The sequence below is a fragment of the Streptomyces sp. NPDC052301 genome (assembly GCF_044593395.1).
GTDB lineage: Bacteria > Actinomycetota > Actinomycetes > Streptomycetales > Streptomycetaceae > Streptomyces.
Genome location: NZ_JBIUBE010000004.1, coordinates 175319 through 201473, shown reverse-complemented (window position 1 = coordinate 201473; position 26155 = coordinate 175319). Strand labels below are relative to the sequence as shown.

Below are 26155 nucleotides of genomic sequence, written 5' to 3'. Positions count from 1 at the left end.
CACAGCTAGCGGCTAACGAACAGGGGAGCCTCTCCCCGGAAGAACTGGCCGTAGTCGTCCGTCTCCATCAGATCGGCAGGGTACGGCCCGAGAGCGGAGAGACTGGTGATGTCGTACATGACGCGGTCACTCCGCCGGATCTGGCCGGGAACGTACCTGGACATCGCATGCTCGGCCGCCGACTCAGTCTCCAGCCAGTCGACCTCCAGTTTCGCCACACCGACCCGAAGCGGGCTGTTCTGCGTACCAGCGGCACGCGCCCGTGCACCCGCAGAGAACCCCTTGGGCGAGTACAGAACGGCGCTTTGGGCTGCCACGTCGAGAGCCTTGCCGACAAGCTCATCAACCTTGCCGATCTGAACCGTTCCTCCGTAGCACTTGGCTTCGAAGACGACCGTCATCGGGCAGCCGGCCACCTCGCCTCTGGCGAGGACATCGATCTGGCGGGGACGTCCGCTGAGCACTCCCGGGACGGTCACATCGCGCTGTACGTCGGCATTGCCCAGCCCGGCTACGGCGCGCTCGACCTCCTCCTCGAACTTGCGCCAGAACTGCTTGCCCGGTGACTTGTCCCGCCGCCTCACTGTCCTCACCGGCCACATTCTGCCCGCGCCGATCACCCGGCGTCCGCAGTTCTGCCCCACCCATGAAAGCGGGCGGCCCGCTCTCGCCAAAGCCCGGGCCGCCCTTACCAACCAGCCCCTACAGACCCGTTGGAGGTCTCCCAGCATGACCCAACCCACCGACATCCGGCGAGTACGCGGACGGCGTCCGCGCTTACTGGACCTGTACTGCTGCCAGGGCGGCGCCGCCAAGGGCTACAACGACGCCGGCTTCGACGTGACCGGCGTCGACAAGAACCCGCAGCCCCGCTACCCCTTCCGGTTCATCCAGGCCGACGCCACCACCTTCGCCCTGGAACACGGCGCAGGGTTCGACTTCATCCACGCCTCACCGCCGTGCCAGCACGACAGCGACTGCCAGCGCATCCAGAACAACGCCCACCCCGACCTGATCGCCCCCACCCGCACCGCGCTGGAAACCACCGGGCGGCCGTGGGTGATGGAGAACGTGGGCGGCGCCTCACCCAAGCTCCGCAACCCCGTGATGCTCTGCGGGCCCATGTTCGGCCTGGAGACCTACCGGCACCGGTTCTTCGAAACCGGCGGAGGCTTCCACCTCACCCAGCCCGAGCACCCGGCCCACACCGTGCCGCAAGCGAAGATGGGCCGCCCCGTCCCACCCGGGCACTACGGCCAGTTCGTCGGCAACTTCTCCGGTGTCGAACTCGCCCGGCGGGTGATGGCCGTGCCCTGGATGAACCGCGACGGCATCCGCGAGTGCATCCCGCCCGCCTACGCCGAACACATCGGACGTGCCTTCCTCACCTCCCGTGCGCTGGCGGCGGCGGCATGAGCGAGCACCTGCGTACCGCGCTCTTCCTCGCCGCCTTGCGCATCCCGGTCCTGCCGCTGAGGGCGGGCAAGGTCCCCTTCGGCAACTGCGACCGCTGCGCGGACAACGCGTGCGGTGGCCGGCCGAACATGAAGAGCCCCGGGCTGTGCGCCTGCCCCGGTCCCTGCCATGCGTGGGCCGCAGCCACCACCGACCCGCGCATCATCGCCTCCCCCGCGTGGGCGTGGACGTGGCGGCACGCGGCGGTCGTGGCCTACCACCCCGGCGGGGCCGGACTGACCGTCGTTGACCTGGACAACCCCGCCGCCGTCCGGTGGGCCCGCGAGACACTGCCCGCCACCTGCACCGTGCCCACGACGCGGGGCGAGCACTGGATCTACCGGGGCACCATGCCGTCCGCCAACGCCGTACGGCCCGGCGTCGACATCAAGTCCCTTATGGCATACGCCCGTTGGCTCGGACACGGCGCAGGCATCACGGCCCCTCTGCCGGACTCTGTGCGCGCGTTGGCAGTAAAGGCCCCTCCCCCGGCCCGCAGGGCTCCACAGAGCCTCACAGCGCCTCTCAGTGGTCGTGGGGGCGAGTGCCCGCACCGCACACCCACCTATCTGGAGCGTGGCGTGTCCATGGCCGTGCAGCGGATCACCGCCGCCCGCAGCTCGATCCACGCGACCGTGTACCGGACGTTTCTCGCGGTGCTGTCGACGCATGGCCGGTGTGGCTGCCTCACCGACGCCCATGTTGCCCGGCTCTTCACTGCCGCGCAGGCCAAGGGTGAAACGGCCCGGCATTGCACCGACGCGTGGACCAACGCCCGCACCGCACTGGGGATGTAGCCATGCCCGAGGACGAGAAGACTCCCGCCCGCCAGATCATCACCGACTACGCACAAGCGCACTTCCGCTACTTCCGCACCATCGACGGCACCGTCTACGCGCAGAAGAACGGCCACCCCGTCGCCCGGCCCCTCCGCTCCCAGGGCACGACCGGGAGCCACCGGCAGGAACTCATGGTCGGCCTCTTCAAGGACGGAATCGGCGTGTTCAACGGCACGGCACTCAAGGAGGCGCTGGACTTGATCGAAGCACTCGCCCTGACCGAGGACGTACAGCCCACCCACATCCGCGTCGCCCCGGGCTTTGACGGTGCGACCTGGCTCGACCTGGGCCGCGACGACGGCCGTTCCGCCCGCATCCACCCCACCGGTTGGGACATCCGCACTCCCGACCCGCAGGAAGTCTGCTGGCGCCGCACCCAGCTCACCGGGGAACTGCCCCTGCCGGCCAAGGACACCGAGGGCAAGGGCATCGACCTCCTGCTCCGCCTGTGCAACTTCGCCAGCGCCGAGACCGAGTGCCTGGCCCTCGCCTGGCTCATCGGCTGCCTGGAGCCGTCCGTGCCTGTCCCCGCCCCGTTCCTCACCGGGCCGCAGGGGGCGGGCAAGTCCACCGGCGGCCGGATGCTGGTGCGGATCATCGAAGGGATGAGTGGCGACCTGCGCCGTGCCCCGAAGGACGAGGAGAACATGATCACGGCCGTAGCCGCGGGCTGGGTCACCGCCCTGGACAACCTCTCCCACCTGCCCCCTGACCTGTCCGACCTCATGTGCTGCATCGTCACCGGCGCCGAGAGCATCAAGCGCGCGCTGTTCACCGACGGGGATGTCGTCCGCTCCCGCTACCGGCGCCCGATGCTCCTGACCGGCATCGACGTCGGCGTCATCCGCCCCGACCTCGCCGAACGCCTCCTCCCGCTCCGCCTCGTGCGGCCCCGCGTGCGGCGCACCGAGGCAGAGCTGTGGACGGAGTACGCGGAGATCCTCCCCGTCGTTCTCGGCTCCCTGCTGGACCTGACCGTGAAGGTCCGGGCCGCCGAGGCGGACACCCCCACCGACCTGCGCATGGCCGACTTCGCCCGCCTGTGCGCGCAGCTCGACGCGGCGACCGGCTTCGGCGCACTCCGGGCGTACCGGGCCAGCCTCGACGACCTCAACGACGACGTCATCGAAGGCGACCTCCTCGCCCAGACGGTTCTGCAGCACGCCGCCGGCCTCGATGAGGGCGCGGAGGTCCGCATGACGTCATCGGAGTGGCTGCACTGCCTCACCGCCCTCTACAGCGGCGAGGAGTGCCGTCCCCTGCCCAAGGGCTGGCCCACCACCGGCAAGGTCCTCTCCGACCGGCTCAAGCGGCTGCAGCCGACCCTCGCAGCCCGCGGCGTCCTCATCGACTGGGGCCGCACCAAAACGGCCCGCTACATCGAGATGGCCCGGCACTCTCTGTCCTCCGCGCACGAGCAGGAAGCGGCGTTCTGACCTGCGCCACCGGCGCCGCACCGAACAAGCAAGAGGAGCACCCCGGGCCGTGCGTGCTCCTCTTGCTGTTCCGGCGGCACCGCCGCCGTTGCACAAGTCGTGCCGCGAAGCGGCTCCTTATGCACGGGCTGAGCCGCGCCGCACCATCGCAGACACCACCGCCTCTCTTTTTCCTAAGAGAGGAGACGCTGCGTCACCCACGTCACCAGCCACCCGAAACCGGCCCCTGACCAGCGGCTACAGCGATGACGCAGACAGCCGACACCTGCGTCATCCGGCGTCACCCGCGTCACTGGTGACAGAGCCCCGCCCCGCCCGGTGACACGCGCCGAGCGGCCCGCGTCACCGAATAACCGCAGGTCAGAGCCACAGGTGACGTGAGTGACGCGATGACGCAGAAATCCGAGCCTCGGACACATGCGGCCATGCCCTCCCAGCCTTGGAGTCCCTATGGCGAAACCGACAGACCCGGACCCGCGTGCCACTCTCCGAGGCGGCCTCCCGGACCGGTACCTCACCCCGGACGACATCGCCGGAATGTTCGAGGTGCCGAAGGAGACCGTCTACCAGTGGCGCAAGAAGCGCATCGGCCCACCCGGCTTCCGCATCGGCAAGCACCTTCGCTACGACCCCGCCGACGTGAAGGCCTACGTCGGTGACCTCAAAGGCGCCGACCGCGACACCGCCTGACCAACCACCCCACCATGCAGCAGGGGGAACCGCTGAGAGCGGCTCTCCCTGCTGCATGTCGAGAAGGGACCGCCGCCACGTGGCCGGCCATATCCAAGACCGCTGGTACAAGACCGATACCGACCCAAACGGCAAGCCCCGCCGCGTACGGACCGAGCGCCACGGCACCGGACTGCGCTACCGCGCCCGCTACATCGGCCCGGACGGAGCCGAGAAGAGCAAGTCGTTCCCCGACGGACAGAAGCGCCTGGCCGATCAATGGCTCGCGCACATCGAGGCGGACATGTCTCGCGGACAGTACGTGGACCCCGCCGCCAGCCGGGTCACGTTCCGTCAGTACGCCGAAAAGTGGCTGAACACCCAGACCACTGACATGACCACACGGGAGTCAGTGGAGTCTGTGATTCGTGGCCATGCGATCCCCTATCTGGGATCGCGCCCCCTCGGCTCATTCAAGCCAGAACACATCCGAGATTGGCTCAGTGCGTTGGAGCGGGCCGTCCCTGCATCGTCGTACCGGCGCGTGATCTACAACAACGTATCCACAGTGCTCAACGCAGCTGTAGATGACGGACACCTGTCGAAAAACCCGTGCCACGCACAATCGGTGCGTCCGCCTGCTGCGGGAACCGGCCGCGTCGTGCCGTGGACCGCTGAGCGGGTCTTCGCCGTACGGGCGGCGCTACCGGAACGCTACCGCGCCACGGTCGACCTCGGAGGGGGATGCGGACTACGGCAGGGTGAGATCTTCGGGCTCCCTGTCGATGAAATCAGCTTCGACTCAGGATGGCTGCACATCGCGAACCAGGTGAAGGTGACGAAGCAGGGCCTCGTGTTCGCCCCGCCCAAGCGGAACAAGGTCCGTGACGTGCCTTTGCCGGATCACGTTGCGCACATCCTCAAGCAACACATTGAGACGTACCCTCCGGTAGAGATCACCCTGCCCTGGCTCCGGCCGGACGGTCCCCCGGTCACGAAGCGGCTGCTGTTCACCCGGCTCGATGGCGCCGGCGCGGTCCGGCGGACCGACTTCAACGTCCACACGTGGAAGCCTGCCCTTGTCGCGGCTGGGGTGATCCCTCAGCCGCAGCCAGGTGAGCGCCACCAGGCCGCCCGTGAACACGGCATGCACGCCCTCAGGCACTTCTACGCTTCGGTACTGCTGGACGCCGGCGAGAACATCAAGGCCCTGAGCCACTACCTCGGACACAACGATCCGGGGTTCACGCTCCGGGTCTACACGCACCTCATGCCGAGTAGTGACGCACGGGCTCGGAAAGCCATAGACAACCTCTACCAACACGCGCCTGACGCAGTCCCCACCGACAGGCGATAAGGGAACGAACATGGCATTTCGGGATAACTGAAACAGGTCACAGTTACCCCGAAAGCTTACGCATGAAAACGCATCATCACTATCATGCCCACATGAGCAGCCGCCCTTTCCCCTCCCCCACTAGCGACGAAGTGATCAGCGCCCTAGGGCGCACTGGTTACCTTCTCGAACAACGCGTAGCCAGCAAGGCGAGGTCCGCGGGATTCACAGTAACCACCGGAAAAGCATTCAAGGACCCCGACGAGGGAAAGTCGCGCGAAGTTGACGTATTCGCCATCAAGAAAGTATGGGAAGCCCCCTCTCGCAATATATTGGTATCAATTCAACTAGTGATCGAATGTAAGCGCTCCGACGGACCATATGTTGTTCTTGGGAGGGATCCTAGCGTAGTTGACACACACCGTCAGCCGTACTCGCACACAATGCCAGTCAGTCAAGTTCGATGGCTGGAGTACGTAGATGAACGATCAGCTCGCCAGCATGGAATGCAGACGTGGAAGTGGCTCGGCCTCCATGAACTTCCCGGCAGCCCAAATCGTGACACGAAAAGGGGTATCCAGCTGGTCCGAATGAACTTGAAGAATAAGGAGTGGAATGCAGAAAACTCGTCCGTTTTTGAATCGCTGACCGTGCCGCTAATGAAGGCCGTGGAAGCCTTCCGCCCTCAGCGAGATAAGGCCCCCGAGCCAAGGTACGCCCACTTGTGCCTCTGCTTTCCGATCGTCGTAACGAGCGGCGAACTATTCTATGTGAATGGGGAAGCAGAGGAACCTGTCGCAGAACGCGTTGACTGGGCTCCCTTGGAACGAGACATCGACATGGAATCGATGACGGGGCTGTTCAACCTGGATGTTGTGACCTACAGCGCGCTGGATCGATTCCTGCAAGAACGCGTGTTGCTCTTCAGCGAAGCTGTGGGCGAAGAGGTCGCGAAGGAGCCAGACAGGTTGAAGCAGAGGGAGCTGGATCCACGGCAGTCAAGCAGCAAGAGCGACGCGTGATGGGCTGTGGTGGTCCCTCAAGCTGAGTCACTGGCGCCTACGACGGCCCACAGACGGCCCCAAGTCGTGCGGCACCCCATCGGGTAACGACAACAACCATCGCCCAACGGGGTGCCGATCCGCTCAGAAGCCGTGCTGACCTGCGTCTACAGCACCGGCAGGTTCTTCCGCAGCTCGAACGCCGTGACCTCCGAGCGGTACTCCTCCCACTCCGACTTCTTGTTGCGCAGGAAGAAGTCGAAGACGTGTTCGCCGAGGGTCTCGGCGACCAGGTCGCTGCTCTCCATGAGAGTCAGGGCCTCGCCGAGGTTCTGCGGGAGGGGCTCGATGCCCATCGCGCGGCGCTCGGCGTTGGACAGCGCCCAGACGTCGTCCTCGGCGCCCGGCGGGAGCTCGTAGCCCTCCTCGATGCCCTTCAGGCCGGCGGCCAGCAGGAGGGCGTAGGCCAGGTACGGGTTGGCGCCGGAGTCCAGCGAGCGGACCTCCACGCGCGCTGAGCCGGTCTTGCCGGGCTTGTACATCGGGACGCGGACCAGGGCCGAGCGGTTGTTGTGGCCCCAGCAGATGTAGGAGGGGGCCTCGCCGCCGGCACCGGCCGTGCGCTCGGAGCCGCCCCAGATGCGCTTGTACGAGTTCACCCACTGGTTGGTGACCGCCGAGATCTCCGCCGCGTGCTTCAGCAGGCCCGCGATGAAGGAGCGGCCGACCTTGGAGAGCTGGTACTCCGCGCCGGACTCGTAGAAGGCGTTGCGGTCGCCCTCGAAGAGCGAGAGGTGCGTGTGCATGCCGGAGCCCGGGTGCTCGGAGAAGGGCTTCGGCATGAAGGTCGCCTGGACACCCTGCTCCAGCGCGACCTGCTTCATGACCAGGCGGAACGTCATGATGTTGTCGGCCGTCGAGAGGGCGTCGGCGTAGCGCAGGTCGATCTCCTGCTGGCCGGGGGCGCCCTCGTGGTGGGAGAACTCCACCGAGATGCCCATCGACTCCAGCATGGTGATCGCCTGGCGGCGGAAGTCCATGCCGACGTTGGTCGGGGTGTGGTCGAAGTAGCCCGAGTTGTCGGCCGGGGTGGGGCGGGAGCCGTCGAGGGGGCGGTCCTTCAGCAGGAAGAACTCGATCTCGGGGTGGGTGTAGAAGGTGAAGCCCAGGTCGGAGGTGCGGGCGAGGGCGCGCTTGAGGACGTAGCGCGGGTCGGCGAAGGACGGGGAGCCGTCCGGCATGAGGATGTCGCAGAACATGCGGGCGGTGCCGGGGGTCTCCGCGCGCCACGGCAGGACCTGGAAGGTGGAGGGGTCCGGCTTGGCGATCATGTCGGACTCGTAGACACGGGCGAAGCCCTCGATGGCGGAGCCGTCGAAGCCGATGCCCTCGTCGAAGGCCTGCTCCAGCTCGGCGGGGGCCACGGCGACGGACTTCAGGAAGCCCAGCACGTCCGTGAACCACAGCCGTACGAACCGGATGTCGCGCTCCTCCAAGGTCCGGAGCACGAACTCCTGCTGCTTGTCCATCTTCCGCTTCCCCATCCTTGCTGGTCAGGCCGCCTGTCCCCGGTCCCTCAGGAGGCGGTCGGGCACCTGAGCATCCCACCACAACACCATTTCATGCGCGTTGCGGACCTTGATCGCCCGAGCGTCCTCGGCCTGAACGCCTCTCGTACGGCAGGTGTACTGCTCTGTCGCCCATCTTGCCTGCTCGGACCGACATCCGTAATGGCCGGTCCGGTACGCGACGTGAGCGACACCACCTCCGCTTAATTTGCATCTCAGATGCAAGTTTTCCTACCGTTCCGACCAGTCGAGTTGCAAGGAGTCCCGATGCTGTCCGAGCGGTCCGCAGCCACCGTCCGTGCCACCCTTCCCGCCGTCGGTGCGGCCATCGGCGAGATCACGGAGCGGTTCTACGCCCGGCTCTTCGCCGCCCACCCCGAGCTGCTGCGGAACCTGTTCAACCGCGGCAACCAGGCCTCCGGCGCCCAGAAGCAGGCGCTGGCCGGTTCCATCGCCGCCTTCGCCACGCACCTGCTGGAGCACCCGGAGCGGCGGCCGGACGCGATGCTGGGCCGGATCGCCCACAAGCACGCCTCGCTGGGCGTCGCGCCCGAGCAGTACGACGTCGTCCACGAGCACCTCTTCGCCGCCATCGTCGAGGTCCTCGGCGAGGCCGTCACACCCGAGGTCGCCGCCGCCTGGGACGAGGTCTACTGGCTGATGGCCAACGCGCTCATCGCCGTCGAGAAGCGGCTGTACGAGGCGAGCGGCAGCCGCGAGCTGCGCGCCTGGGAGGTCGTCGAGCGGGTCGAGGAGACCGCCGACGTCGTCACCTTCCGGGTGCGGCCCGCGGCCGGGGGGCCGGTCCGCGACTTCCGCGCGGGTCAGTACGTCTCCGTGGGCGTCGAGCTGGCCGACGGGGCCCGGCAGATCCGGCAGTACAGCCTGTCCGGTGCGCAGGACGAGTCGGTGCGCCAGTTCAGCGTCAAGCGCGTGCACGGCGGTGCGACGCCCGACGGTGAGGTCTCGAACCACCTCCACGCGCGCGTGGGGGTGGGCGACGTCCTGCAGCTGTCGGAGCCGTACGGCGACCTGGTCCTGGAGGACATCGCCGGCCGGCCCGTGCTGCTCGCCTCCGCGGGCATCGGTGTGACCCCGATGGTGGCCGTGCTGGCCGCGCTCGCGGGCGACGGCCACGGCGCCCCGGTCACCGTGGTGCACGGCGACCGCTCCCCCGCCGACCACGCCCTCCGTGCCGACCACGCGGCGTACGCGGAGAAGCTCCCGGAGTCGTCCGTGCACTTCTTCTACGAGCGCGACGCCGAGCCGGGCACCCGAAGCGGCCTGGTCGACCTGACCGGCATCGCCGTACCGGCCGGCACGCGCGCGTACCTGTGCGGCCCGCTGCCCTTCATGCGCGCCGTGCGCACCCAGCTGATCGAGAAGGGCGTGGCCCCGGCCGACATCCACTACGAGGTCTTCGGCCCGGACCTGTGGCTGGCCGAGGGCTGAGCGACCCGCCGCCGAGACACGGGGCCGCCCGTCGCGCACCGAGCGGCGGGCGGCCCTCGTCCGTCGTTCGAGGGGACCCCCGCAGCGGCAGCGGCCCTCAGGCGCCGAAGGCCCGGGCGCCCTCCTGGCCCGTCTCCTGGTTCTCGGTGACGTACGGGCGCAGCTCCTGCTCGTAGGCGGTGAAGGCCTTCGTGTGGTCGTCGGGGGACTCGGCGAGCCGGCGGGCCAGGGTGCGGGCACCGATCAGCGCCTGTGAGGTACCCATGCCGGAGGTGGGGGCGGCGCAGTAGCCGGCGTCGCCCAGCAGCACCACCCGGCCCTCGGACCAGCGGTCGAGGTGCACCTGGCAGGCCGAGGAGAAGTAGAAGTCGGTCGCGGCGGACATGTCGTCCAGCAGACGGGGCACGATCCAGCCGGCCCCCGCCATCCGCTCCCGCGTGATCCGCTCCTGTTCCGCGCGGTCCAGCAGGTCCAGCCGCGGCGAGTCGCTGGCGAAGGAGAGGCTGACGGACATCCGCTCGGGGTCGGCCGCGCTGAACAGGTACACGGCCTGGCCCGGCGTCTGCCGGAGCGCGCCCCGGTGGTCCAGGCCCAGACGGTTCGGGGCGCTGAAGCCGGCCCCCGACAGGCCGAGGTGCCGGATCGCCTCGTCGTGCGGGCCGAAGACCAGGCGTCGCACCACGGAGTAGACACCGTCGGCGCCGACGACCAGATCGAAGGTGTCCGCGGCGGCCCGCTCGAAGCCGACCCGCACACCGTCGGCGTCCTGCTCGACGGCGTTGATCGAGTCGTCGAAGACATAGCGCACCGCGTCCGCCGTACGCCCGTACAGGATGCGGGTCAACTCCCGCTTGGGAACCTCCAGTTCACCGGCGAAGACCTCGGCCGGCAGCTCACCGGCCCGGTTTCCGTCGGCGTCCAGCAGATCGGTGCCGCGCATCCCGGTGGCATGCCCGCGCACCTCCGCCAGGATGCCCATGTCCTCCAGGACCTCGAAGGCCGCGCCGCGGAAGTCGACGGCGTACCCGCTGTCGCGCAGCGTCGGGGCACGCTCGACCACGGTCACCTCGTGGCCGTCGCGGTGCAGGAAGAAGGCTAGTGCGGGTCCGGCGACGCTGGCGCCGGAGATCAGGACCTTCATGGGAACCCCCGTTGTCACTGGTCGAAGTCGTGGGCCAGCCTTCCTCAGGACCGCCGGGCGATCAACGACGACTTCCGGCCGACGACGTCAATCGGCCTGCGGGCCGCGGGAGATGCCCAGCAGCAGCGGACCGGTCGGGTCGGCGACGATGTCGGAGACCGTGATCGGGTCGAGCGTGGCGTAGAACGCCTCCTGGGCCCGGCGCAGGGCGCCGCGCAGCCGGCAGCCGGAGTTCAGCGGACAGGGGGTCGGGCCCTCGCAGTCGACCACGTCGCCGTCGCCCTCGAACGTGCGCACCACCGCCCCGACCGACGCGGCACGGCCCCGCTCGGTGAGGGTCAGACCGCCGCCCCGGCCGCGGCGGGCGTCGACCAGGCCGAGGTGCTGCAGTTCGGCGACGACCTTCGCGGCGTGCGTGTAGGCCACGTCCATGTCCGCCGCGGCCTGCCGGGTCGTGGGGCTCGCGGGGCCGGCCACGGCGAGCCGCATGAGGATCCGCAGGGCGAGGTCGGTGGAGTGCAGAAGCCGCATACCACGAGCCTAGATAATCGGCATTCCGGGTTCAAATTATCGGCGGTCCTGCGGAAGGCAACCGCATCCCCACTAGGATCGGCGCGCCCCACCCTTCACCGTCGTCGGCCCTTTCCCCAGAAGGACACCTCATGGGTTCCGCCAAGAACAGCAGCACCGCGGCGCGCTCGGCGCGCATCGAGGAGATGCGGCGCGCCGAGCGTTCCCGCGAGCGCCGCAACCGCGTGCTCACCATCGCCGCCAGCGTCGTGGTCGTCGCCGGTCTCGTCGTCGGCGGTGTCGTCCTCGTGCACTCCCAGTCCGGCAAGAAGGACTCGACGGTGAGCGCCAAGAGCGGCGACGGCAAGGGTTCCGGTGACTCCGGGCACTGGGTCACCGGCAAGGACGGGGTGCGGACCTGGACCGGGAAGCTGTCGCGGACGCATGTGACGGAGAAGGTCTCGTACCCGATGCATCCGCCGGTCGGCGGCAACCACAACCCCGTCTGGCTGGACTGCAACGGCGACGTCTACACCCAGCCGGTGCAGGACGAGAACGCCGTGCACGCGCTGGAGCACGGCGCGGTCTGGGTGACGTACACCGGCAAGGCGAAGAAGGCCGACGTGGACGCGCTCGCGGCGAAGGTCAAGCAGACGCCGTACTCGCTGATGAGCCCGTACGAGAAACAGGCCGCCCCGCTGATCCTGTCGGCCTGGGGCCACCAGGTGGCGGTGAAGAGCGCGAGCGACCCCGAGGTGAACAAGTTCTTCACCACCTACGTCCAGGGTGCGCAGACGCCCGAGCCGGGCGCCTCCTGCACCGGCGGGGTCATGAAGTGAGGCGGCGGTACATCGGCTGGATCGCGGGGCCCGCGGCGGCGGTGCTCGTCGCGGCCGGCGCGATCACGTACGCGGTCGCCGAGGACTCCGGCGGATCGCCGGAGCCGAAGGTGCCGGCCGCGGAGTCCGCGGACGCCGGCTTCGCGCGGGACATGGCCGTGCACCACCAGCAGGCCGTCGAGATGTCGTACATCATCCGGGACCGCACGCGGAACACGGAAGTGCGGCGGCTCGCCTACGACATCGCGCAGACGCAGGCCAACCAGCGCGGCATGCTGCTGGGCTGGCTGGACCTGTGGGGGCTGCCGAAGGTGTCGGCGAAGCCGCCGATGGCCTGGATGGGCATGGGCGACATGCCCGAGCGCGGGGACGGCTCGCTGATGCCGGGCATGGCGACGAACACGGAGCTGAAGAAGCTCCAGGCGCTGAACGGCAAGCAGGCCGAGGTCCTCTACCTCCAGCTGATGACGGCCCATCACAAGGGCGGCATCCACATGGCCGAGGGCTGTGTCGCCAAGTGCACCGTGGGCGTGGAGAAAAGGCTCGCGCAGGGCATGGTCGACGCGCAGCAGTCGGAGCTCCAGGTGATGGCAGGCATGCTCGAGGAGCGGGGAGCCGCGCCGCGTTCATGAACAGCCGAGAGATCGTTCCGTTACCCAACCGTGAGGTACGAAAGGCGCAATTCGCCCTACATGACGGGCACTTGAGCTTCTCTTGACCTTTACCTTCCCCTGGCATGAACGGTTCATCGCAAGAGTGACCCCCATCGTGTGATCCATTCGCCGGCCGAACCGCCGCGGGCCGGCGCGCGGACGCATGACGTACCGACCACTACATGCATGCGAACCGCATCGCAGGGGGTTCTATGAGATCCAACCGCGCCAAGATGCGCGCTGTGAGCATGGCAGCGACACTGCCCATGATCGCCGGCGCGCTGGCGCTGGGCATACCCGCGGCACATGCTGCGGACAGCCCCGCTCGAGACGCACTGAAGGGCACCAAGCCGCTCTGGGCCACGGCCAAGGCGGACAAGGGCGCGACCTCGAACAGCGCCCAGGTGAACGCCCGGGTCTACCTGGCCGGCAAGGACGCGTCGGGCCTCGCCGCCTACGCCAAGGCCGTGTCCGACCCCAGCTCGCCGCTGTACGGCAAGTACCTGAGCGCCAAGAAGGCGCAGGCCCGCTTCGGGGCCACCAAGGCCCAGGTGGCCGCCGTCAAGACCTGGCTGAAGTCGGCCGGTCTGCGGGTCACCGAGGTCACCACGCACTACGTCGCCGTCTCCGGTGACGTCGCCGCCGCCGAGAAGGCGTTCGGCACCCAGCTGCACAACTTCGCCAAGGGTTCGAAGACCTACCGCGCCCCGGCGCAGACGGCCACCGTACCGGCCGGCCTGAAGGGCGCCGTCCTGACCGTCACCGGTCTCGACAACGCCCCGCACAAGGCCGACCACGACGACCAGCTGCCGCCGCCGGACGCCGTGTTCAAGAACGCCGGGCCGTTCTCCTCGTACTACGGCTCGAACACCGCGAGCACCCTCCCCGACGCGTACGGCCAGAAGATCCCGTACGCGATCAAGGGCTACACCGGCAAGCAGCTGCGCGCCGCCTACGGCGCCGGCTCCTACACCGGCAAGGGCGTCCGGGTCGCCATCACCGACGCCTACGCCTCGCCGACGATCGCCTACGACGCGGGCACGTACGCGGTGAAGCACGGTGACGCGGCCTGGAAGACCGGCCAGCTGCACCAGTCGCTGCCGAAGAACTACACGAAGACCAAGGAGTGCGGCGCGGCCGGCTGGTACGGCGAGGAGACCCTCGACGTCGAGGCCGTGCACGCCGTCGCCCCGGACGCCGACGTCACGTACGTCGGTGCGGCCTCCTGCTACGACGACGACCTGCTCGACTCGCTCAGCAAGGTCGTCGACAACCACCTGGCCGACATCGTCTCCAACTCCTGGGGCGACGTCGAGTCCAACCAGACCCCGGACCTCGCGGCCGCCTACGACCAGGTCTTCCAGCTGGGCGCGGTGCAGGGCATCGGCTTCTACTTCTCCTCCGGTGACGACGGCGACCAGGTCGCGGCCTCCGGGGTCAAGCAGGTCGACACCCCGGCCAACTCCGCCTGGGTGACCGCGGTCGGCGGTACGTCGCTGGCGGTCGGCAAGGGCGACACGTACGAGTGGGAGACCGGCTGGGGCACCGAGAAGGCCTCGCTGTCGGCCGACGGCAAGAGCTGGACCAACTTCCCCGGCGCCTTCACCTCGGGCGCGGGCGGCGGCACCAGCAAGACGGTCGCCCAGCCGTACTACCAGAAGGGCGTGGTCCCCGACGCGCTCGCGAAGGTGAACAACGCCTCCGGCAACCGGGTCGTCCCGGACATCTCGGCGATCGCCGACCCGAACACCGGCTTCCTGGTGGGCCAGACCCAGACCTTCCCCGACGGCTCGGAGAAGTACAGCGAGTACCGCATCGGCGGCACCTCGCTGGCCGCCCCGGTCATCGCGGCGGTCCAGGCGCTGGCTCAGGAGGCGCGGGGCGGCAAGGCGCTCGGCTTCGCCAACCCGGCGATCTACGGCAAGTACGGCAAGAAGGGCGTCTTCCACGACGTCACGGACAACCCGACGGGCTCCGGCCTCGCGGTCGTCCGCGTGGACTTCGCCAACGGCCTCGACGCCTCCGGCGGCCTGCTGACCTCGGTCCGCAGCCTCGGCAAGGACAGTTCGCTGTCCGCGGTGAAGGGCTACGACGACGTGACGGGCGTCGGCTCGCCGGCAGGCGGCTACGTCGCGTCGTACGCCAAGAAGCACTGACGCGCTGACGCTCCGCCGAGGAGCAGGGGCGTGGGGTCACACCGACCCCACGCCCCTTCTGCGTTCCGGCGCACGCGCCCGGCAAGTGGCAGTTGCGTTCCACCCACAGGAAGCTTTCCGCCCCCAGGCACCCGCCTCGCCCTAGAACCCCCCGGAACAAACCTGCCAATCACCCCCGAAGCCGATGAGACCCGCCTCGCTCCGGCCCGACACCGGACGAGTGCTCATGCGGGGGCAGCGGCTCGCGGGCCGCCACCACGCGCCCAGCCGCCGAGCCCGAACGCGAACCCGAACCCGAACCCGAGCCCGCCGAGGTTCCCCCTCGCCGGTCCACCGCGTACGCCACGCTCGCGACACCCAGGCCCAGCACCGCGAGGGCGGCGCCCGCCAGGGCCGGGGACGTCGTACCGAAGCCCGCCGCCAGGGCGAGGCCGCCGATCCAGGCGCCGCCGGCGTTCGCCAGGTTGAAGGCCGCCTGGTTGGCGGAGGAGGCGAGGGAGGGGGCCGCGGACGCCTTCTCCATCACCATCAGCTGGAGCGGCGAGCCGGTGACGAACGCCGCCATGCCGAGGAGGGTCACCGCGAGCGCCGCGCTCCACTCCGCCCGCATCAGGAGCGGGAAGAGCAGCAGGACCAGTCCCAGCGCGGCCAGGCCGCCGAACAGCGTGCCCCGCAGGGAGTGGTCCGCCAGGCGGCCGCCCAGGAGGTTGCCGGCCGTGGCGCCCACGCCGAACAGCGCGAGCAGCAGGGTCACGTTCGTCTCGGCGTAGCCCGCCGTGTCCGTCAGCATCGGGGTGACGTAGCTGTAGGCCGCGAAGAGCGCGCCGAAGCCCGCCACCGTCGTACCGAGGGCCAGCCAGACCGGGAGGGAGCGCAGGGCCGCCAGTTCGCCGCGCAGGCCCGTCGGTGCCGCTCCGTGCGCCCTGTCGTGCGGGATCAGCAGCGCCAGCGAGGCGATCGCGGCCAGGCCGATCACGCTCACGCCCAGGAACGTCGCCCGCCAGCCGAGGTGCTGTCCGACCAGCGTCGCCACCGGCACACCCGCGATGTTCGCGACGGTCAGGCCGAGGAACATCAGCGACACGGAGCGCGCCTTGCGCTCCGGCGGGACCAGCGCCGTGGCGACGACCGCGCCCACGCCGAAGAACGCGCCGTGCGGCAGCCCGCTGAGGAAGCGGGCGGCCAGCAGGGAGTCGTTGCCGGGGGCGAACGCCGACAGGGCGTTGCCCGCGACGAACAACGCCATCAGGCCGATCAGGACCGTGCGCCGGGACATGCGCGCGGTGAGCGCGGCGAGCAGCGGGGCGCCGATGACGACGCCCAGCGCGTACGCCGAGACCAGGTGCCCCGCGGCGGGGATGGAGATGTGCAGGTCGTCCGCGACGTCGGGGAGCAGCCCCATCATCACGAACTCGGTGGTGCCTATTCCGAAAGCGCCGACGGCCAGAGCGAGCAGGGCCAGGGGCATGAAGGGCCTGTGCCTTTCCAAAGGGGAGAGCGGAGTTCCGTACCAGCCTATTACCTATGTTCAGCAACGGAACAAAGTCTCTCGGGCCCAGTATTCCAACCGGTTACGACGACGTGTCGAGCTTCACACGGGCCGCCACCGGAAGGTGGTCGCTGCCGGTGCGCGGCAGGGTCCAGGAGCTCACCGGGTCGACGCCCCGGACCATGATCTGGTCGATCCGCGCCATCGGGAACGACGCCGGCCAGCTGAACCCGAACCCGCTGCCCGCCGCGCCCTGCGTGGAGCGCAGCTGGGAGGTGACGGCGTTGAGCGAGCGGTCGTTCATCGTGCCGTTGAGGTCCCCGAGGAGGACGACCCGCTTCAGGGACTCGTCGGCGATGGCCTCGCCGAGCGCGTCGGCACTGGTGTCCCGCTGCCGGGCCGTGAAGCCGGCCTTCAGCTTCACCCGGACCGAGGGCATGTGGGCCACGTAGACCGCGATGGGGCCCTGGGGAGTCGCCACGGTGGCACGCATCGCGCGCTTCCAGCCGAGCTTGATGTCGACGGCCTGGACGTCGGTCATCGGGTACCGGCTCCACAGCCCGACCGTGCCGACGACCGCGTGGTACTTGTACGTCGGCGCGAGCGCCTTCTCGTACACGGGCACGGCGGAGGCGGGCAGCTCCTCCAGGGCCAGCAGCTGGGCGCCCGAGCCGGCCACGTCGCGCGCCGTCGTGGCCGGGTCCGGGTTGTCGGCGTTGACGTTGTGGGTGGCCACCATCAGGTCGCCGCCGGTGCCCGTCTTGTCGGTGAGCAGCCCGCCGAAGAGGTTCAGCCAGACGATCGCCGGGAGGAGGACGGCGAGGAGCGCGGTCGCCGATTTCCGGATCAGGCCGAGGACCAGCAGCACCGGGACGGCCAGGCCCAGCCAGGGCAGGAAGGTCTCCGAGAGACTGCCGAGGTTGCCGACGCCGTTGGGGATGTGCGCGTGCAGCAGCATGACGAGGGCGAGCAGCAGGGCCAGTACGGCGAGGACGACGCCCCGGCGCCAGATGCCCGTGTCGCCCCGCCAGCCCGCCGTCAGACGGCGTGTCAGGCGTCGAAGCCGGGATCCCGGGCGCTCGGGTCCCGAGCCTGAGCCGTCCGTCTCCGTCATGTACGCCTGCTGCGCCATACCGTCTGCCTCACTGCCTGCCGTGCACACCGTCGCCCCCGTGCCTCTTCCGACCCTAGGGGATGATCGGCTCCGCTCCCGCCGTCCCATGACGGCCGTACGGAAGACGAGGACGAACGAAGCGGGGCTGGGAGTTCCGCTCAGCCGTGCGACACGTGAGGTCTGTGACGAAACGCGCACATACGTGCTACGAGGCTGTGGAGCTGACGGGTCGTAGGCCGGCCAGGACCGTGTCGACGATCTCCTCCGCCAGCCCCTCGGGCAGGTCGGCGTCGGGGCGCATCACGGTGCGGACGAGCATGGGGCCGATGAACAGGTCGTTGGCCAGCTCCGGGTCGATGTCCGGCCGCAGTTCGCCGCCGCGCTGCCCCCGGCGCAGCACCTCCAGGGCGAGGACGCGGCGGGGCGCTATGACGCTGGCGTGGTACGCCGCCCAGATCTTGGGGCTGCTCTTCATCTGGGCGTACACGTTGTGCAGGATCACCGACGAGCGGGTGGCCAGGCCGCGTTGGCGCAGGGACTCCAGCAGGGCGATGAGGTCGCCGCGCATGGAGACGCCGGGCAGGACCGGGTCGGGCGGTTCGGCGGCGCGCATGACGTCGACGAACAGCTCCTCCTTGCCGCTCCAGCGGCGGTAGATCGTGGCCTTGCCGACCCCCGCGGTCCGCGCGACGCGCTCGATGGAGAGTTCGGCGAGCGGGACGCCTTCCTCCAGGAGCTTCATCACGCCTTCCAGGATGGCGCGTTCCACGGCCTCGCTGCGGGGCCGGCCCCGTGCGGGGCCGACCGGGCGGGGCCGGCTGTCGGCAAGGCTCACGTCGTTTCCGTCCTTCCGGTGTGCTGCGGGGATTGTCCCGCAGCGACCTCCCTTTCCTCTGGACGCTCGCTGGATGTCCGCTGGACGCGTCAGTCCGCGGCCGCGACCAACTCCGCTTCCCTCTTGCCCTGCTGACCGGCCGGCGGCTTGCCCGGCAGGAACAGGGCCGTCACCACGGCGCCGACGAGCGCGACGCCCACACCGCACAGGGCGGTGACGTGCATGGCGTGCAGGAAGGCGGCGTCGGCGGGGTCGACGAGCGCCTGGCCCCGCGGGCCGAGCTTCTCGGCGATGCCGAGGGTGGCCTCGATGGACTCGCCGGCCTTGTCGCGCAGGGCGGCCGGCAGCGGGCCGAGCTTGCCCTCGACGCCGTTGCGGTAGGCGGCGGACAGCACCGAGCCGAGGACGGCGATGCCGAGGGCGCCGCCGACCTGGCGGAAGGTGTTGCTGAGCGCGGAGGCGGAGCCGGCCTTCTCGCGCGGCAGGGCCTGCATGATGACGACGGAGGTCGGCGTCATGATGTGCGCCATGCCGGTGCCCATGAGGAAGAAGACGATCTCCAGCAGCCAGATCGGCGTGTCGGCCTCGAACGTGGCGAACGCGGCCAGCGTGGCCGCGATCAGCACCAGGCCCGCGGTGGTGGTGGCCCTGTTGCCGAACCGCTCGACGACCAGCCGGGCGCGCGGCGCGAAGATCATCTGGGCGGCGGCCAGCGGCAGCATCAGCAGGCCGGACTGCAGCGGCGAGTAGCCGCGCACGCTCTGGGTGTAGAAGACCGAGAAGAAGGTGACGCCCATCAGCGCGAAGAACACCAGCGCGATGGCGGCCATGGCGGCCGAGAAGACCTTGTTCCTGAAGTATCCGACGTCGAGCGACGGGTGGTCGCTGCGCTTCTCGAAGACGACGAAGGCGGTGAGGACGACGAGTCCGGCGGCGATGGTCGCGAGGACGGTCGCGTCGGTGAAGTCGGCCAGCTGGCCGCCCTTGATGATGCCGTACACGAGCAGGACCAGGCCGACGACGGACAGGACCACGCCGACGGGGTCGAGGCGGCCCGGGCTCGGGTCGCGGGAGTCGGGCACCAGCCACAGCATCAGCGCGAGCGCGACGATCACGATCGGCACGTTGACGAGGAAGACCGAGCCCCACCAGAAGTGGTCCAGGAGCGCGCCGCCGGTGATCGGCCCGATGGCGATGGCGAGCCCCACGCCGCCCGCCCAGATGCCGATGGCCTTGGGCTGCTCCTCGCGCTCGAAGACGTTCATCAGCACGGCGAGGGTGGCCGGCATCACGAAGGCGGCGCCGAGGGCCATCAGGGCGCGGAAGGCGATCAGCTGGCCGGGGGTGCTCGACTCGGCGGCCAGGGCGGAGCCGACGCCGAACACGGCGATGCCGGCGAGCAGCACCTTCTTGCGGCCGAGGCGGTCGCCGACGAGACCGGCGGTGAACAGCAGACCGGCGAAGACGAGGGTGTAGGCGTTGATCGCCCATTCGATCTGGCTCTGGGTGGCGCCGAGGCCGGTCGGCGCCGGGGTGGAGATCGTCTTGATGGCGACGTTCAGGATCGAGTTGTCGAGCACCACGATCAGCAGGCTCAGCATCAGCACGCCGAGGATCGCCCAACGGCGCCGGTGCACCGCTTCCGGTATCCGGGAGGAAGGGACGGAGGTTGTCATGTGTTCGAGCGTACGACCATTCCGATACGGCACCGTCTCGTATCTTAATTTCTTTACTCAGGCCTTACTACGGCCGGGTTTCGCCGCTTCCGGAAGGGATCACAGGGAGCCCCTCTGGCCGTGACTGGCACGAGGTGCCACCATGGATGCGATCCGGGGACGCCGTCAGGGCGCCTCGAGATGACTGAAGGAGCCGTTGCCATGACGCAGCTTTCGGCTGCCCAGAACAAGCCTTCCGACGGCAGCAAGGCGCTGTACGGGGGGAAGGGCACCCGCCGCATCACGGTCCGCGACATCGCCCTCGCCAAGGAGCGGGGCGAGAAGTGGCCCATGCTCACCGCCTACGACGCGATGACCGCGTCCGTCTTCGACGAGGCCGGGATCCCCGTGATCCTGGTCGGCGACTCGGCGGGCAACTGCCACCTGGGGTACGAGACCACCGTGCCCGTCACCCTCGACGAGATGACGATGCTGTCGGCGGCCGTCGTACGCGGTACGACCCGCTCCCTGATCGTCGGCGACCTCCCCTTTGGCTCCTACCAGGAGGGCCCGGTGCAGGCGCTGCGCTCGGCGACCCGGCTGGTGAAGGAGGCGGGGGTCGGCGCGGTCAAGCTGGAGGGCGGCGAGCGGTCGCACGAGCAGATCCGGCTGCTGGTCGAGTCCGGCATCCCGGTCATGGCCCACATCGGGCTGACCCCGCAGTCCGTCAACGCGATGGGCTACCGCGTGCAGGGGCGCGGCGAGGAGGCGGCGCAGCAGCTGCTGCGGGACGCGAAGGCCGTGCAGGACGCGGGCGCCTTCGCGGTCGTGCTGGAGCTGGTGCCGGCCGAGCTGGCCGCGGAGGTCACGCGCGTCCTGCACATCCCGACCGTCGGCATCGGCGCCGGGCCGGAGACGGACGCGCAGGTCCTGGTGTGGACCGACATGCTCGGGCTCACCTCGGGCCGGGTGCCGAAGTTCGTGAAGCAGTACGCGAACCTCCGCGAGGTGATGACCGGCGCGGCCAAGGCGTTCGCCGAGGACGTCGTCGGCGGCGCGTTCCCGACGGAGGCGCACTCCGTCCACTGATCCACCGTCGCACCAAGGACAGCCCGCCGATCTTCCCCCGTCGGCGGGCTGTCCCCTTTCACCGTCCTCCCGCGGTCGGCCGGACCCCTCGCCGGAAACCCAAGCTTTGGCCTCAACTTGCCCGTGATCAAGGGCAGTTGAAGTGAACCTCTTGTAACGGAGTGGCGTCGAAAACGCCAGGAGACCCGCAAGGCTCCTGGGGCGGTGGTGCACTGGGCGGTGTGGGGCGTCTCACATCGGGGGGAACCGGCCATGGCCCAGACACAGACCAGTTGTTCCGGCTGTTCCGCCGCCACCGTGCCCGGAGCGGCCTTCTGCGGCACCTGCGGGACCACGCTGACCGTCGCCGGCACGGCCGACGCGGCACGCCCGGCACCCGGCAGGGCCGTCCCCCGCTGGAGCGGCGGCCGGGACCTGACCCGGTACATGTGCGCGGCCGTCTACCTGGACCGGAGTTACGCCGACTCGCTCATCAGGGACGTCGCCGCCGAACCGCATCTGGGCGTGGCACCGGCTCCCGGGTGCGACGTGCCGGTGGTGCTGCGGTACGCCTACGAGGCCAACGCCCGCAGACACGCCCGGGACCTGGTCCTGGCGGCCGAGTTCCTGGTGCTGCTCGTCGGCCTGCTGGCGCTGGGCAGCGGCGTCACCGCGCTGCTGATGCTCCTGCTCGCCTGGGTGACGACGCTGGTGTTCGCGCTCACCACCCACTACGGCGAACGCCTCCAGCAGCTGCGGCCGGACCGTTTCGACCCCGCACAGGCGCCGCCGCCGCCCAACGAGTCCGCCGCCCTGCGGCTGCGCCAGATCGACGAGTACGCGCAGGGCAACCTCAGCGTCTACAGCGGCTTCTCACCGTTCACCGGATACGGCCAGGAACTCGACTCGTGGTCGCTGGTCTTCGACGTGACCAGCTCGGGCCGCGAGGGCGTCACCCCGCGGGACTTCGACGTGACCGACCTGTACGCGCACGTGGCGCGACGGGTCGGCGAGCTGTCCCTGCCCTGTCTGGAGATCGAGGAGCGGGTCTTCGTGGAGGGGTCGGCGCTGCTCGGCGACGGCCGCTTCCTGCCGGATGCCCTCGGCCGCCCCTTCGCCCGGCTCGGCGCCGAGCGGGTGGAGGCGCTGAAGCGGGCCCCGGAGGAGACCGCGCGCGTCTATCTGGTCGCCCATTCCTCCGGCTGGGGCGGCGAGCTGGTGACCTCGGTGTTCCTGCGGCTCGTGCGCTCGGACTCCAATCTGTTCGTCGAGGCCGTGCCGACCGTGCTGTGCCCGCTGCTGGACCGCTACCGGACCATCGACAGCCTCATGCCCAGCCCGTCGCCGCGCGAATTCCTCGCGATGGTGGCCCAGAACCTCGCGAGCATGCCCTTCGTGCTGCTCGCCTCGCCGGTGCGTGCGGTCACGGGCTTCTTCCCCGACTTCCGGATGCGGAGCCGGATGAAGAAGCAGCACCGGCAGATCACCCGGCTCAAGATGTTCGACTACGGGGCACGCCACAGTGTGCGGCAGCTGGCCTCCGCCACGGACCACCGGCGGTACTTCCAGAAGGCCGACTCCGGCATGGTCCTCAAGACCGTCGAACGGCGGATCCTGGACGCCCTCGTGGAGTTCGCCCTGGAGCACGACATCGATGCGGGCGACCTGATCAGGCGTCAGGAGACCATCATCAACAACGGCATCATCGCCACCGCCGGGGCGAGGGTCGAGTCGAGCGCGGTCGCTTCCGGCGACAAGTCCCGGATCCAGACCATCCTCAAGAAGATTCCGCTGCCCAACACGGACTGACGACGACCGTGAACGAGAACGAACGGGGACCGACATGGACGGACGCAGCAACGACGGCGTCATCGCAACGGGAAATGCCCAGGTGAGGAACGCGGTGGTCGCGAGCGGCAGCAACGCACGCGTCGACTTCCGCGTCACGGAGCGCGAGGAGGCCCCGGCCGCCGACGGCCGGCAGCCGACCCCGCAGGAGATCAGCGAGCTGCTGGCCCGGTTCATCGAGGATCTGCGCCGCTCGGACCACCCCGAGCGGGACGACCTGGCGGAGTTCGCCGAGGACGCGCGCGAGGAGCTGACCGCGCCGGAGCCCCGTACCGGGAAGCTGCGCACGGTCGCCAAGGCGCTCGTGGAGGCGGTGCCCGGCTTCACCGCGCTGGCCTCCCTCGCCGTGACGATCGAAGAAGCGATCCGCGGGCTCTAGGCGGAGGCGGAGCCATGCACTTCTGCGTTCACTGCGGCGTGCGCATCGAGAACGCCGCACAGCAGGCCTGCCCGAACTGCGGGGCACCGTCCCCGGCCGGGCGGCCGACCGGGCCCGCCGCCGACGGGGGCGGCTTCGTGCGCGTGGGAGCCACGCGCCTGCCGAGCTGGCTCCCCTGGGCCCTGGGGGCCGTCCTGGTCGTCGGCGGCGTGACGCTCGGGGTGGCCTTCGCCAACCGCCCCGACACCTCCTCGGCGGGCGACGCCCCGGCCGGCCTGGTGTCCCCGCAGGCCTCGTACGACGGCTGGACCGCCACCCCGTCCCCCTACGAGGACGGGTCCGACACGGACGAGCCCTACCCCGACGACACCTACGCGTCCGACGCCGGCGGCGGCTACGACGACGGCTCGGACACCGAGACCACCGAGCCCTCCGAGGAGGCCTCGCAGGACACCGAGGACGCGAGCACGGTCGTGACGTCGTACTACGACTACCTCAACGCCGGGAACTACTCGGCGGCCTGGGACATGGGCGGCTCGAACCTCTTCAACGGCTCCTACTCGGACTGGGTGGCCGGCTTCCGCACCACGGCACACGTCGACATCACCACGTCCGACGACGGCTACGGCGAGGTCGGCGTCGCCATCCGGGCGACCCAGACGGACGGCTCGGTCCGGAACTTCGCCGGCACCTACACCGTGCGGGACGGCAAGATCGTGGGCGCCCGCATACGGGAGGGGTCGTAGCGTCCGGCCTGCGCGGAACAGGCCGCCGTCGGTGCCGTCCGGCGCTTGTCGGCGGTCTGTCGGCGGCCTGTCGGCCGTTTGTCGGTGGGGACTGGCACTGTCTTGCGCATGACGCGAATCGATGACAACCCCGTCGGCGCGGGCCACGCAGTGACGGTACGGGGACTGGTCAAGCACTACGGCGAGACCAAGGCACTGGACGGTGTCGACCTGGACGTGCGCGAGGGCACCGTGATGGGCGTGCTCGGCCCGAACGGCGCCGGCAAGACCACCCTCGTGCGGATCCTGTCCACCCTGATCACCCCGGACGCCGGCCGGGCCACCGTGGCCGGCTACGACGTCCTGCGGCAGCCGAGACAGCTGCGCCGGGTGATAGGGCTCACCGGGCAGTACGCCTCGGTGGACGAGAAGCTCCCCGGCTGGGAGAACCTGTACATGATCGGCCGGCTGCTGGACCTGTCCCGCAAGGATGCCCGCGCCCGCGCCGACGAACTGCTGGAGCGGTTCTCCCTGACGGAGGCGGCCAGGCGGCCCGCGAGCACCTACTCCGGCGGTATGCGGCGCCGGCTGGACCTCGCCGCCTCGATGATCGGGCGGCCCGCGGTCCTCTACCTCGACGAGCCGACCACCGGCCTCGACCCCCGTACCCGCAACGAGGTCTGGGGCGAGGTGAAGGCCATGGTCGGGGACGGAGTCACCGTGCTGCTGACCACCCAGTACATGGAGGAGGCCGAGCAGCTCGCCTCCGAGCTGACCGTGGTGGACCGCGGCAAGGTCATCGCCACGGGTGGCATCGACGAGCTGAAGGCCCGCGTCGGCGGCCGTACCCTGCGCGTCCGCCCGGTCGACCCGCTGGAGCTGCGCCCCCTCGCCGGCATGCTGGACGAACTGGGCATCACCGGGCTCGCGGCCACCACCGTGGACACCGAGACCGGCACCCTGCTGGTACCGATCCTCAGCGACGAGCAGCTGACCGCGGTGGTCGGCGCGGTCACCGCGCGCGGCATCACCCTCTCCTCCATCACCACCGAACTGCCCAGCCTGGACGAGGTGTTCCTGTCCCTCACCGGCCACCGCGCCAGTGCCCCGCAGGACACCGAGCCCGCCGAAGCCCGCCAGGAGGTCGCCGTATGAGCGCCGCCACCACCCCCACTCTCACCGCCCCCACCGCCTCCGACGTCCGTATCCCGCTGCGCGGGCATCTGCGGCACACCGGCGCGCTGATCCGCCGCAACCTGCTCTGGATCCGCCAGGATCCTGAGTCGATGTTCGACGCTCTGTTCATGCCGATCGTCTTCACGCTGCTGTTCGTGTACGTCTTCGGCGGCTCGATCGGCCAGGCGCTGGGCGGCGGCCAGGAGCGGTACGTGCAGTACGTCATCCCCGGCATGCTGGCGATGATGAGCATGACCCTGTCACAGGGTGTCGGCACCGGGTTCAGTCAGGACTTCAACAGCGGTGTGATGGACCGGTTCCGCACGCTGCCGATCGGCCGTGGTTCGGTGCTGTTCGCGAAGATCGCCGTCGAGCTGGCGCGGATGCTGTTCGCGACGGTCATCCTGATGATCGTCGCCGTCCTGGTCGGCTTCCACATCCACCACTGGGCCGGCCTGTTCGCGACCGTGGGCCTGTCCGCGCTGTTCGCCTCCTCGATCATGTGGGTGTTCCTCACCCTCGGCGTGATGCTGAAGAGCGCTCAGTCGGTGCAGGGCGTGGGCTTCCTGGTGCTGTTCCCGCTGCAGTTCGGCTCGTCGATCTTCGCGCCGACCAAGTCGATGCCGGGCTGGCTGCAGCACTTCACCGACTACAACCCGCTGTCCACGCTCGCGGACGCGGCACGCGGGCTGATGATCGGCGGTCCGGTGGCGCACGACCTGTGGGTGACCGTGGGCTGGTCGGTGGCGATCACCGCGGTCATGGGACCGGTCGCCATCCACAAGTTCCGTACCAAGAGCTGACGTACGCC

Annotated in this window: 24 protein-coding genes; 16 read left to right on the top strand and 8 right to left on the bottom strand. The window is 69.6% G+C overall.

From position 1 onward, the window contains the following. Positions 1-5: 5 nt before the first annotated feature. A complete protein-coding gene (locus ACIHEJ_RS11860) occupies positions 6-593 on the bottom strand; it encodes a restriction endonuclease (RefSeq protein WP_400134403.1) in 588 nt (195 codons plus the stop codon). A gap of 136 nt (positions 594-729) precedes the next feature. Between ACIHEJ_RS11860 and ACIHEJ_RS11855 the strand changes: the two genes are divergently transcribed. The 6 genes from ACIHEJ_RS11855 to ACIHEJ_RS11830 all read left to right on the top strand — a co-directional run bounded on the left by ACIHEJ_RS11855 (position 730) and on the right by ACIHEJ_RS11830 (position 6757). Further along, positions 730-1416, top strand: coding sequence for an SAM-dependent methyltransferase (locus ACIHEJ_RS11855; RefSeq protein ID WP_400134401.1), 687 nt, complete (start codon positions 730-732; stop codon positions 1414-1416). Beyond that, positions 1413-2252 carry a bifunctional DNA primase/polymerase gene (locus ACIHEJ_RS11850; protein WP_400134399.1) on the top strand — a complete coding sequence of 280 codons (840 nt, stop codon included), beginning with the start codon at positions 1413-1415 and terminating at the stop codon, positions 2250-2252. Before ACIHEJ_RS11855 ends, ACIHEJ_RS11850 begins: the two co-directional genes overlap by 4 nt. Positions 2253-2254: 2 nt before the next feature. Next, positions 2255-3730, top strand: a complete 1476-nt coding sequence (locus ACIHEJ_RS11845) for an ATP-binding protein (protein WP_400134396.1) — start codon at positions 2255-2257, stop codon at positions 3728-3730. Positions 3731-4180: 450 nt separating this feature from the next. Then, the gene (locus ACIHEJ_RS11840) at positions 4181-4420 is read left to right on the top strand and encodes a helix-turn-helix domain-containing protein (RefSeq protein ID WP_400134394.1); all 240 of its coding nucleotides are present in this window, start codon (positions 4181-4183) and stop codon (positions 4418-4420) included. A gap of 79 nt (positions 4421-4499) precedes the next feature. Then, positions 4500-5756 (top strand): tyrosine-type recombinase/integrase, encoded by a 1257-nt coding sequence (locus tag ACIHEJ_RS11835; RefSeq protein WP_400134392.1) that lies wholly within the window; start codon positions 4500-4502, stop codon positions 5754-5756. Positions 5757-5848: 92 nt separating this feature from the next. Continuing rightward, on the top strand, positions 5849-6757 hold the full coding sequence (locus tag ACIHEJ_RS11830; RefSeq protein WP_400134390.1) for a hypothetical protein: 909 nt from the start codon (positions 5849-5851) through the stop codon (positions 6755-6757). 146 nt (positions 6758-6903) lie between these two features. Here the strand turns inward: ACIHEJ_RS11830 and glnA are convergent, their stop codons facing one another. Then, positions 6904-8265: a type I glutamate--ammonia ligase gene (glnA, locus tag ACIHEJ_RS11825; RefSeq protein WP_400134388.1), complete on the bottom strand. Its 1362-nt coding sequence runs from the start codon at positions 8263-8265 to the stop codon at positions 6904-6906. 306 nt (positions 8266-8571) lie between these two features. Between glnA and ACIHEJ_RS11820 the strand changes: the two genes are divergently transcribed. Then, positions 8572-9756 (top strand): globin domain-containing protein, encoded by a 1185-nt coding sequence (locus tag ACIHEJ_RS11820; RefSeq protein WP_400134386.1) that lies wholly within the window; start codon positions 8572-8574, stop codon positions 9754-9756. Between the two features lie 97 nt (positions 9757-9853). On the opposite strand, the gene ACIHEJ_RS11815 is transcribed toward ACIHEJ_RS11820, so the two are convergent. Together ACIHEJ_RS11815 and ACIHEJ_RS11810 are read right to left on the bottom strand one after the other, a co-directional pair. Further along, positions 9854-10897, bottom strand: coding sequence for an FAD-dependent monooxygenase (locus ACIHEJ_RS11815; RefSeq protein ID WP_400134385.1), 1044 nt, complete (start codon positions 10895-10897; stop codon positions 9854-9856). 87 nt (positions 10898-10984) lie between these two features. Continuing rightward, complete coding sequence (locus ACIHEJ_RS11810) at positions 10985-11428, bottom strand: RrF2 family transcriptional regulator (protein ID WP_400134383.1); 444 nt, start codon at positions 11426-11428, stop codon at positions 10985-10987. A gap of 131 nt (positions 11429-11559) precedes the next feature. On the opposite strand from ACIHEJ_RS11810, the gene ACIHEJ_RS11805 reads away from it, so the two are divergent. From ACIHEJ_RS11805 to ACIHEJ_RS11795, 3 genes are all read left to right on the top strand, one after another. Then, positions 11560-12246: a DUF3105 domain-containing protein gene (locus tag ACIHEJ_RS11805; RefSeq protein WP_400134381.1), complete on the top strand. Its 687-nt coding sequence runs from the start codon at positions 11560-11562 to the stop codon at positions 12244-12246. Then, positions 12243-12878, top strand: coding sequence for a DUF305 domain-containing protein (locus ACIHEJ_RS11800; RefSeq protein WP_400134380.1), 636 nt, complete (start codon positions 12243-12245; stop codon positions 12876-12878). The genes ACIHEJ_RS11805 and ACIHEJ_RS11800 overlap by 4 nt, the downstream gene beginning before the upstream one ends. A 233-nt stretch (positions 12879-13111) precedes the next feature. Then, positions 13112-15055 carry a protease pro-enzyme activation domain-containing protein gene (locus ACIHEJ_RS11795; RefSeq protein WP_400134378.1) on the top strand — a complete coding sequence of 648 codons (1944 nt, stop codon included), beginning with the start codon at positions 13112-13114 and terminating at the stop codon, positions 15053-15055. 169 nt (positions 15056-15224) lie between these two features. On the opposite strand, the gene ACIHEJ_RS11790 is transcribed toward ACIHEJ_RS11795, so the two are convergent. The 4 genes from ACIHEJ_RS11790 to ACIHEJ_RS11775 form a co-directional block, all read right to left on the bottom strand. Beyond that, positions 15225-16523, bottom strand: a complete 1299-nt coding sequence (locus ACIHEJ_RS11790) for an MFS transporter (RefSeq protein ID WP_400134376.1) — start codon at positions 16521-16523, stop codon at positions 15225-15227. A 103-nt stretch (positions 16524-16626) separates the two neighbouring features. Next, the gene (locus ACIHEJ_RS11785; protein WP_400134374.1) at positions 16627-17676 is read right to left on the bottom strand and encodes an endonuclease/exonuclease/phosphatase family protein; all 1050 of its coding nucleotides are present in this window, start codon (positions 17674-17676) and stop codon (positions 16627-16629) included. Positions 17677-17863: 187 nt separating this feature from the next. After that, entirely contained in the window at positions 17864-18493 is a 630-nt protein-coding gene (locus tag ACIHEJ_RS11780) for a TetR/AcrR family transcriptional regulator (RefSeq protein WP_400134372.1), read from the bottom strand. Between the two features lie 89 nt (positions 18494-18582). Next, complete coding sequence (locus tag ACIHEJ_RS11775) at positions 18583-20169, bottom strand: MFS transporter (protein WP_400134370.1); 1587 nt, start codon at positions 20167-20169, stop codon at positions 18583-18585. Between the two features lie 201 nt (positions 20170-20370). Between ACIHEJ_RS11775 and panB the strand changes: the two genes are divergently transcribed. The 6 genes from panB to ACIHEJ_RS11745 all read left to right on the top strand — a co-directional run bounded on the left by panB (position 20371) and on the right by ACIHEJ_RS11745 (position 26147). Further along, entirely contained in the window at positions 20371-21237 is an 867-nt protein-coding gene (gene panB, locus ACIHEJ_RS11770) for a 3-methyl-2-oxobutanoate hydroxymethyltransferase (protein WP_400134368.1), read from the top strand. A gap of 252 nt (positions 21238-21489) precedes the next feature. Further along, positions 21490-23025, top strand: a complete 1536-nt coding sequence (locus ACIHEJ_RS11765) for a zinc ribbon domain-containing protein (protein WP_400134366.1) — start codon at positions 21490-21492, stop codon at positions 23023-23025. A 34-nt stretch (positions 23026-23059) separates the two neighbouring features. Next, positions 23060-23443 (top strand): hypothetical protein, encoded by a 384-nt coding sequence (locus tag ACIHEJ_RS11760; protein ID WP_400134365.1) that lies wholly within the window; start codon positions 23060-23062, stop codon positions 23441-23443. A gap of 14 nt (positions 23444-23457) precedes the next feature. Continuing rightward, a complete protein-coding gene (locus ACIHEJ_RS11755; protein WP_400134363.1) occupies positions 23458-24189 on the top strand; it encodes a hypothetical protein in 732 nt (243 codons plus the stop codon). Between the two features lie 108 nt (positions 24190-24297). Continuing rightward, a complete protein-coding gene (locus tag ACIHEJ_RS11750) occupies positions 24298-25323 on the top strand; it encodes an ATP-binding cassette domain-containing protein (RefSeq protein ID WP_400134361.1) in 1026 nt (341 codons plus the stop codon). Further along, positions 25320-26147, top strand: a complete 828-nt coding sequence (locus ACIHEJ_RS11745; RefSeq protein WP_400134359.1) for an ABC transporter permease — start codon at positions 25320-25322, stop codon at positions 26145-26147. Before ACIHEJ_RS11750 ends, ACIHEJ_RS11745 begins: the two co-directional genes overlap by 4 nt. The last annotated feature ends 8 nt before the right edge of the window (positions 26148-26155 follow it).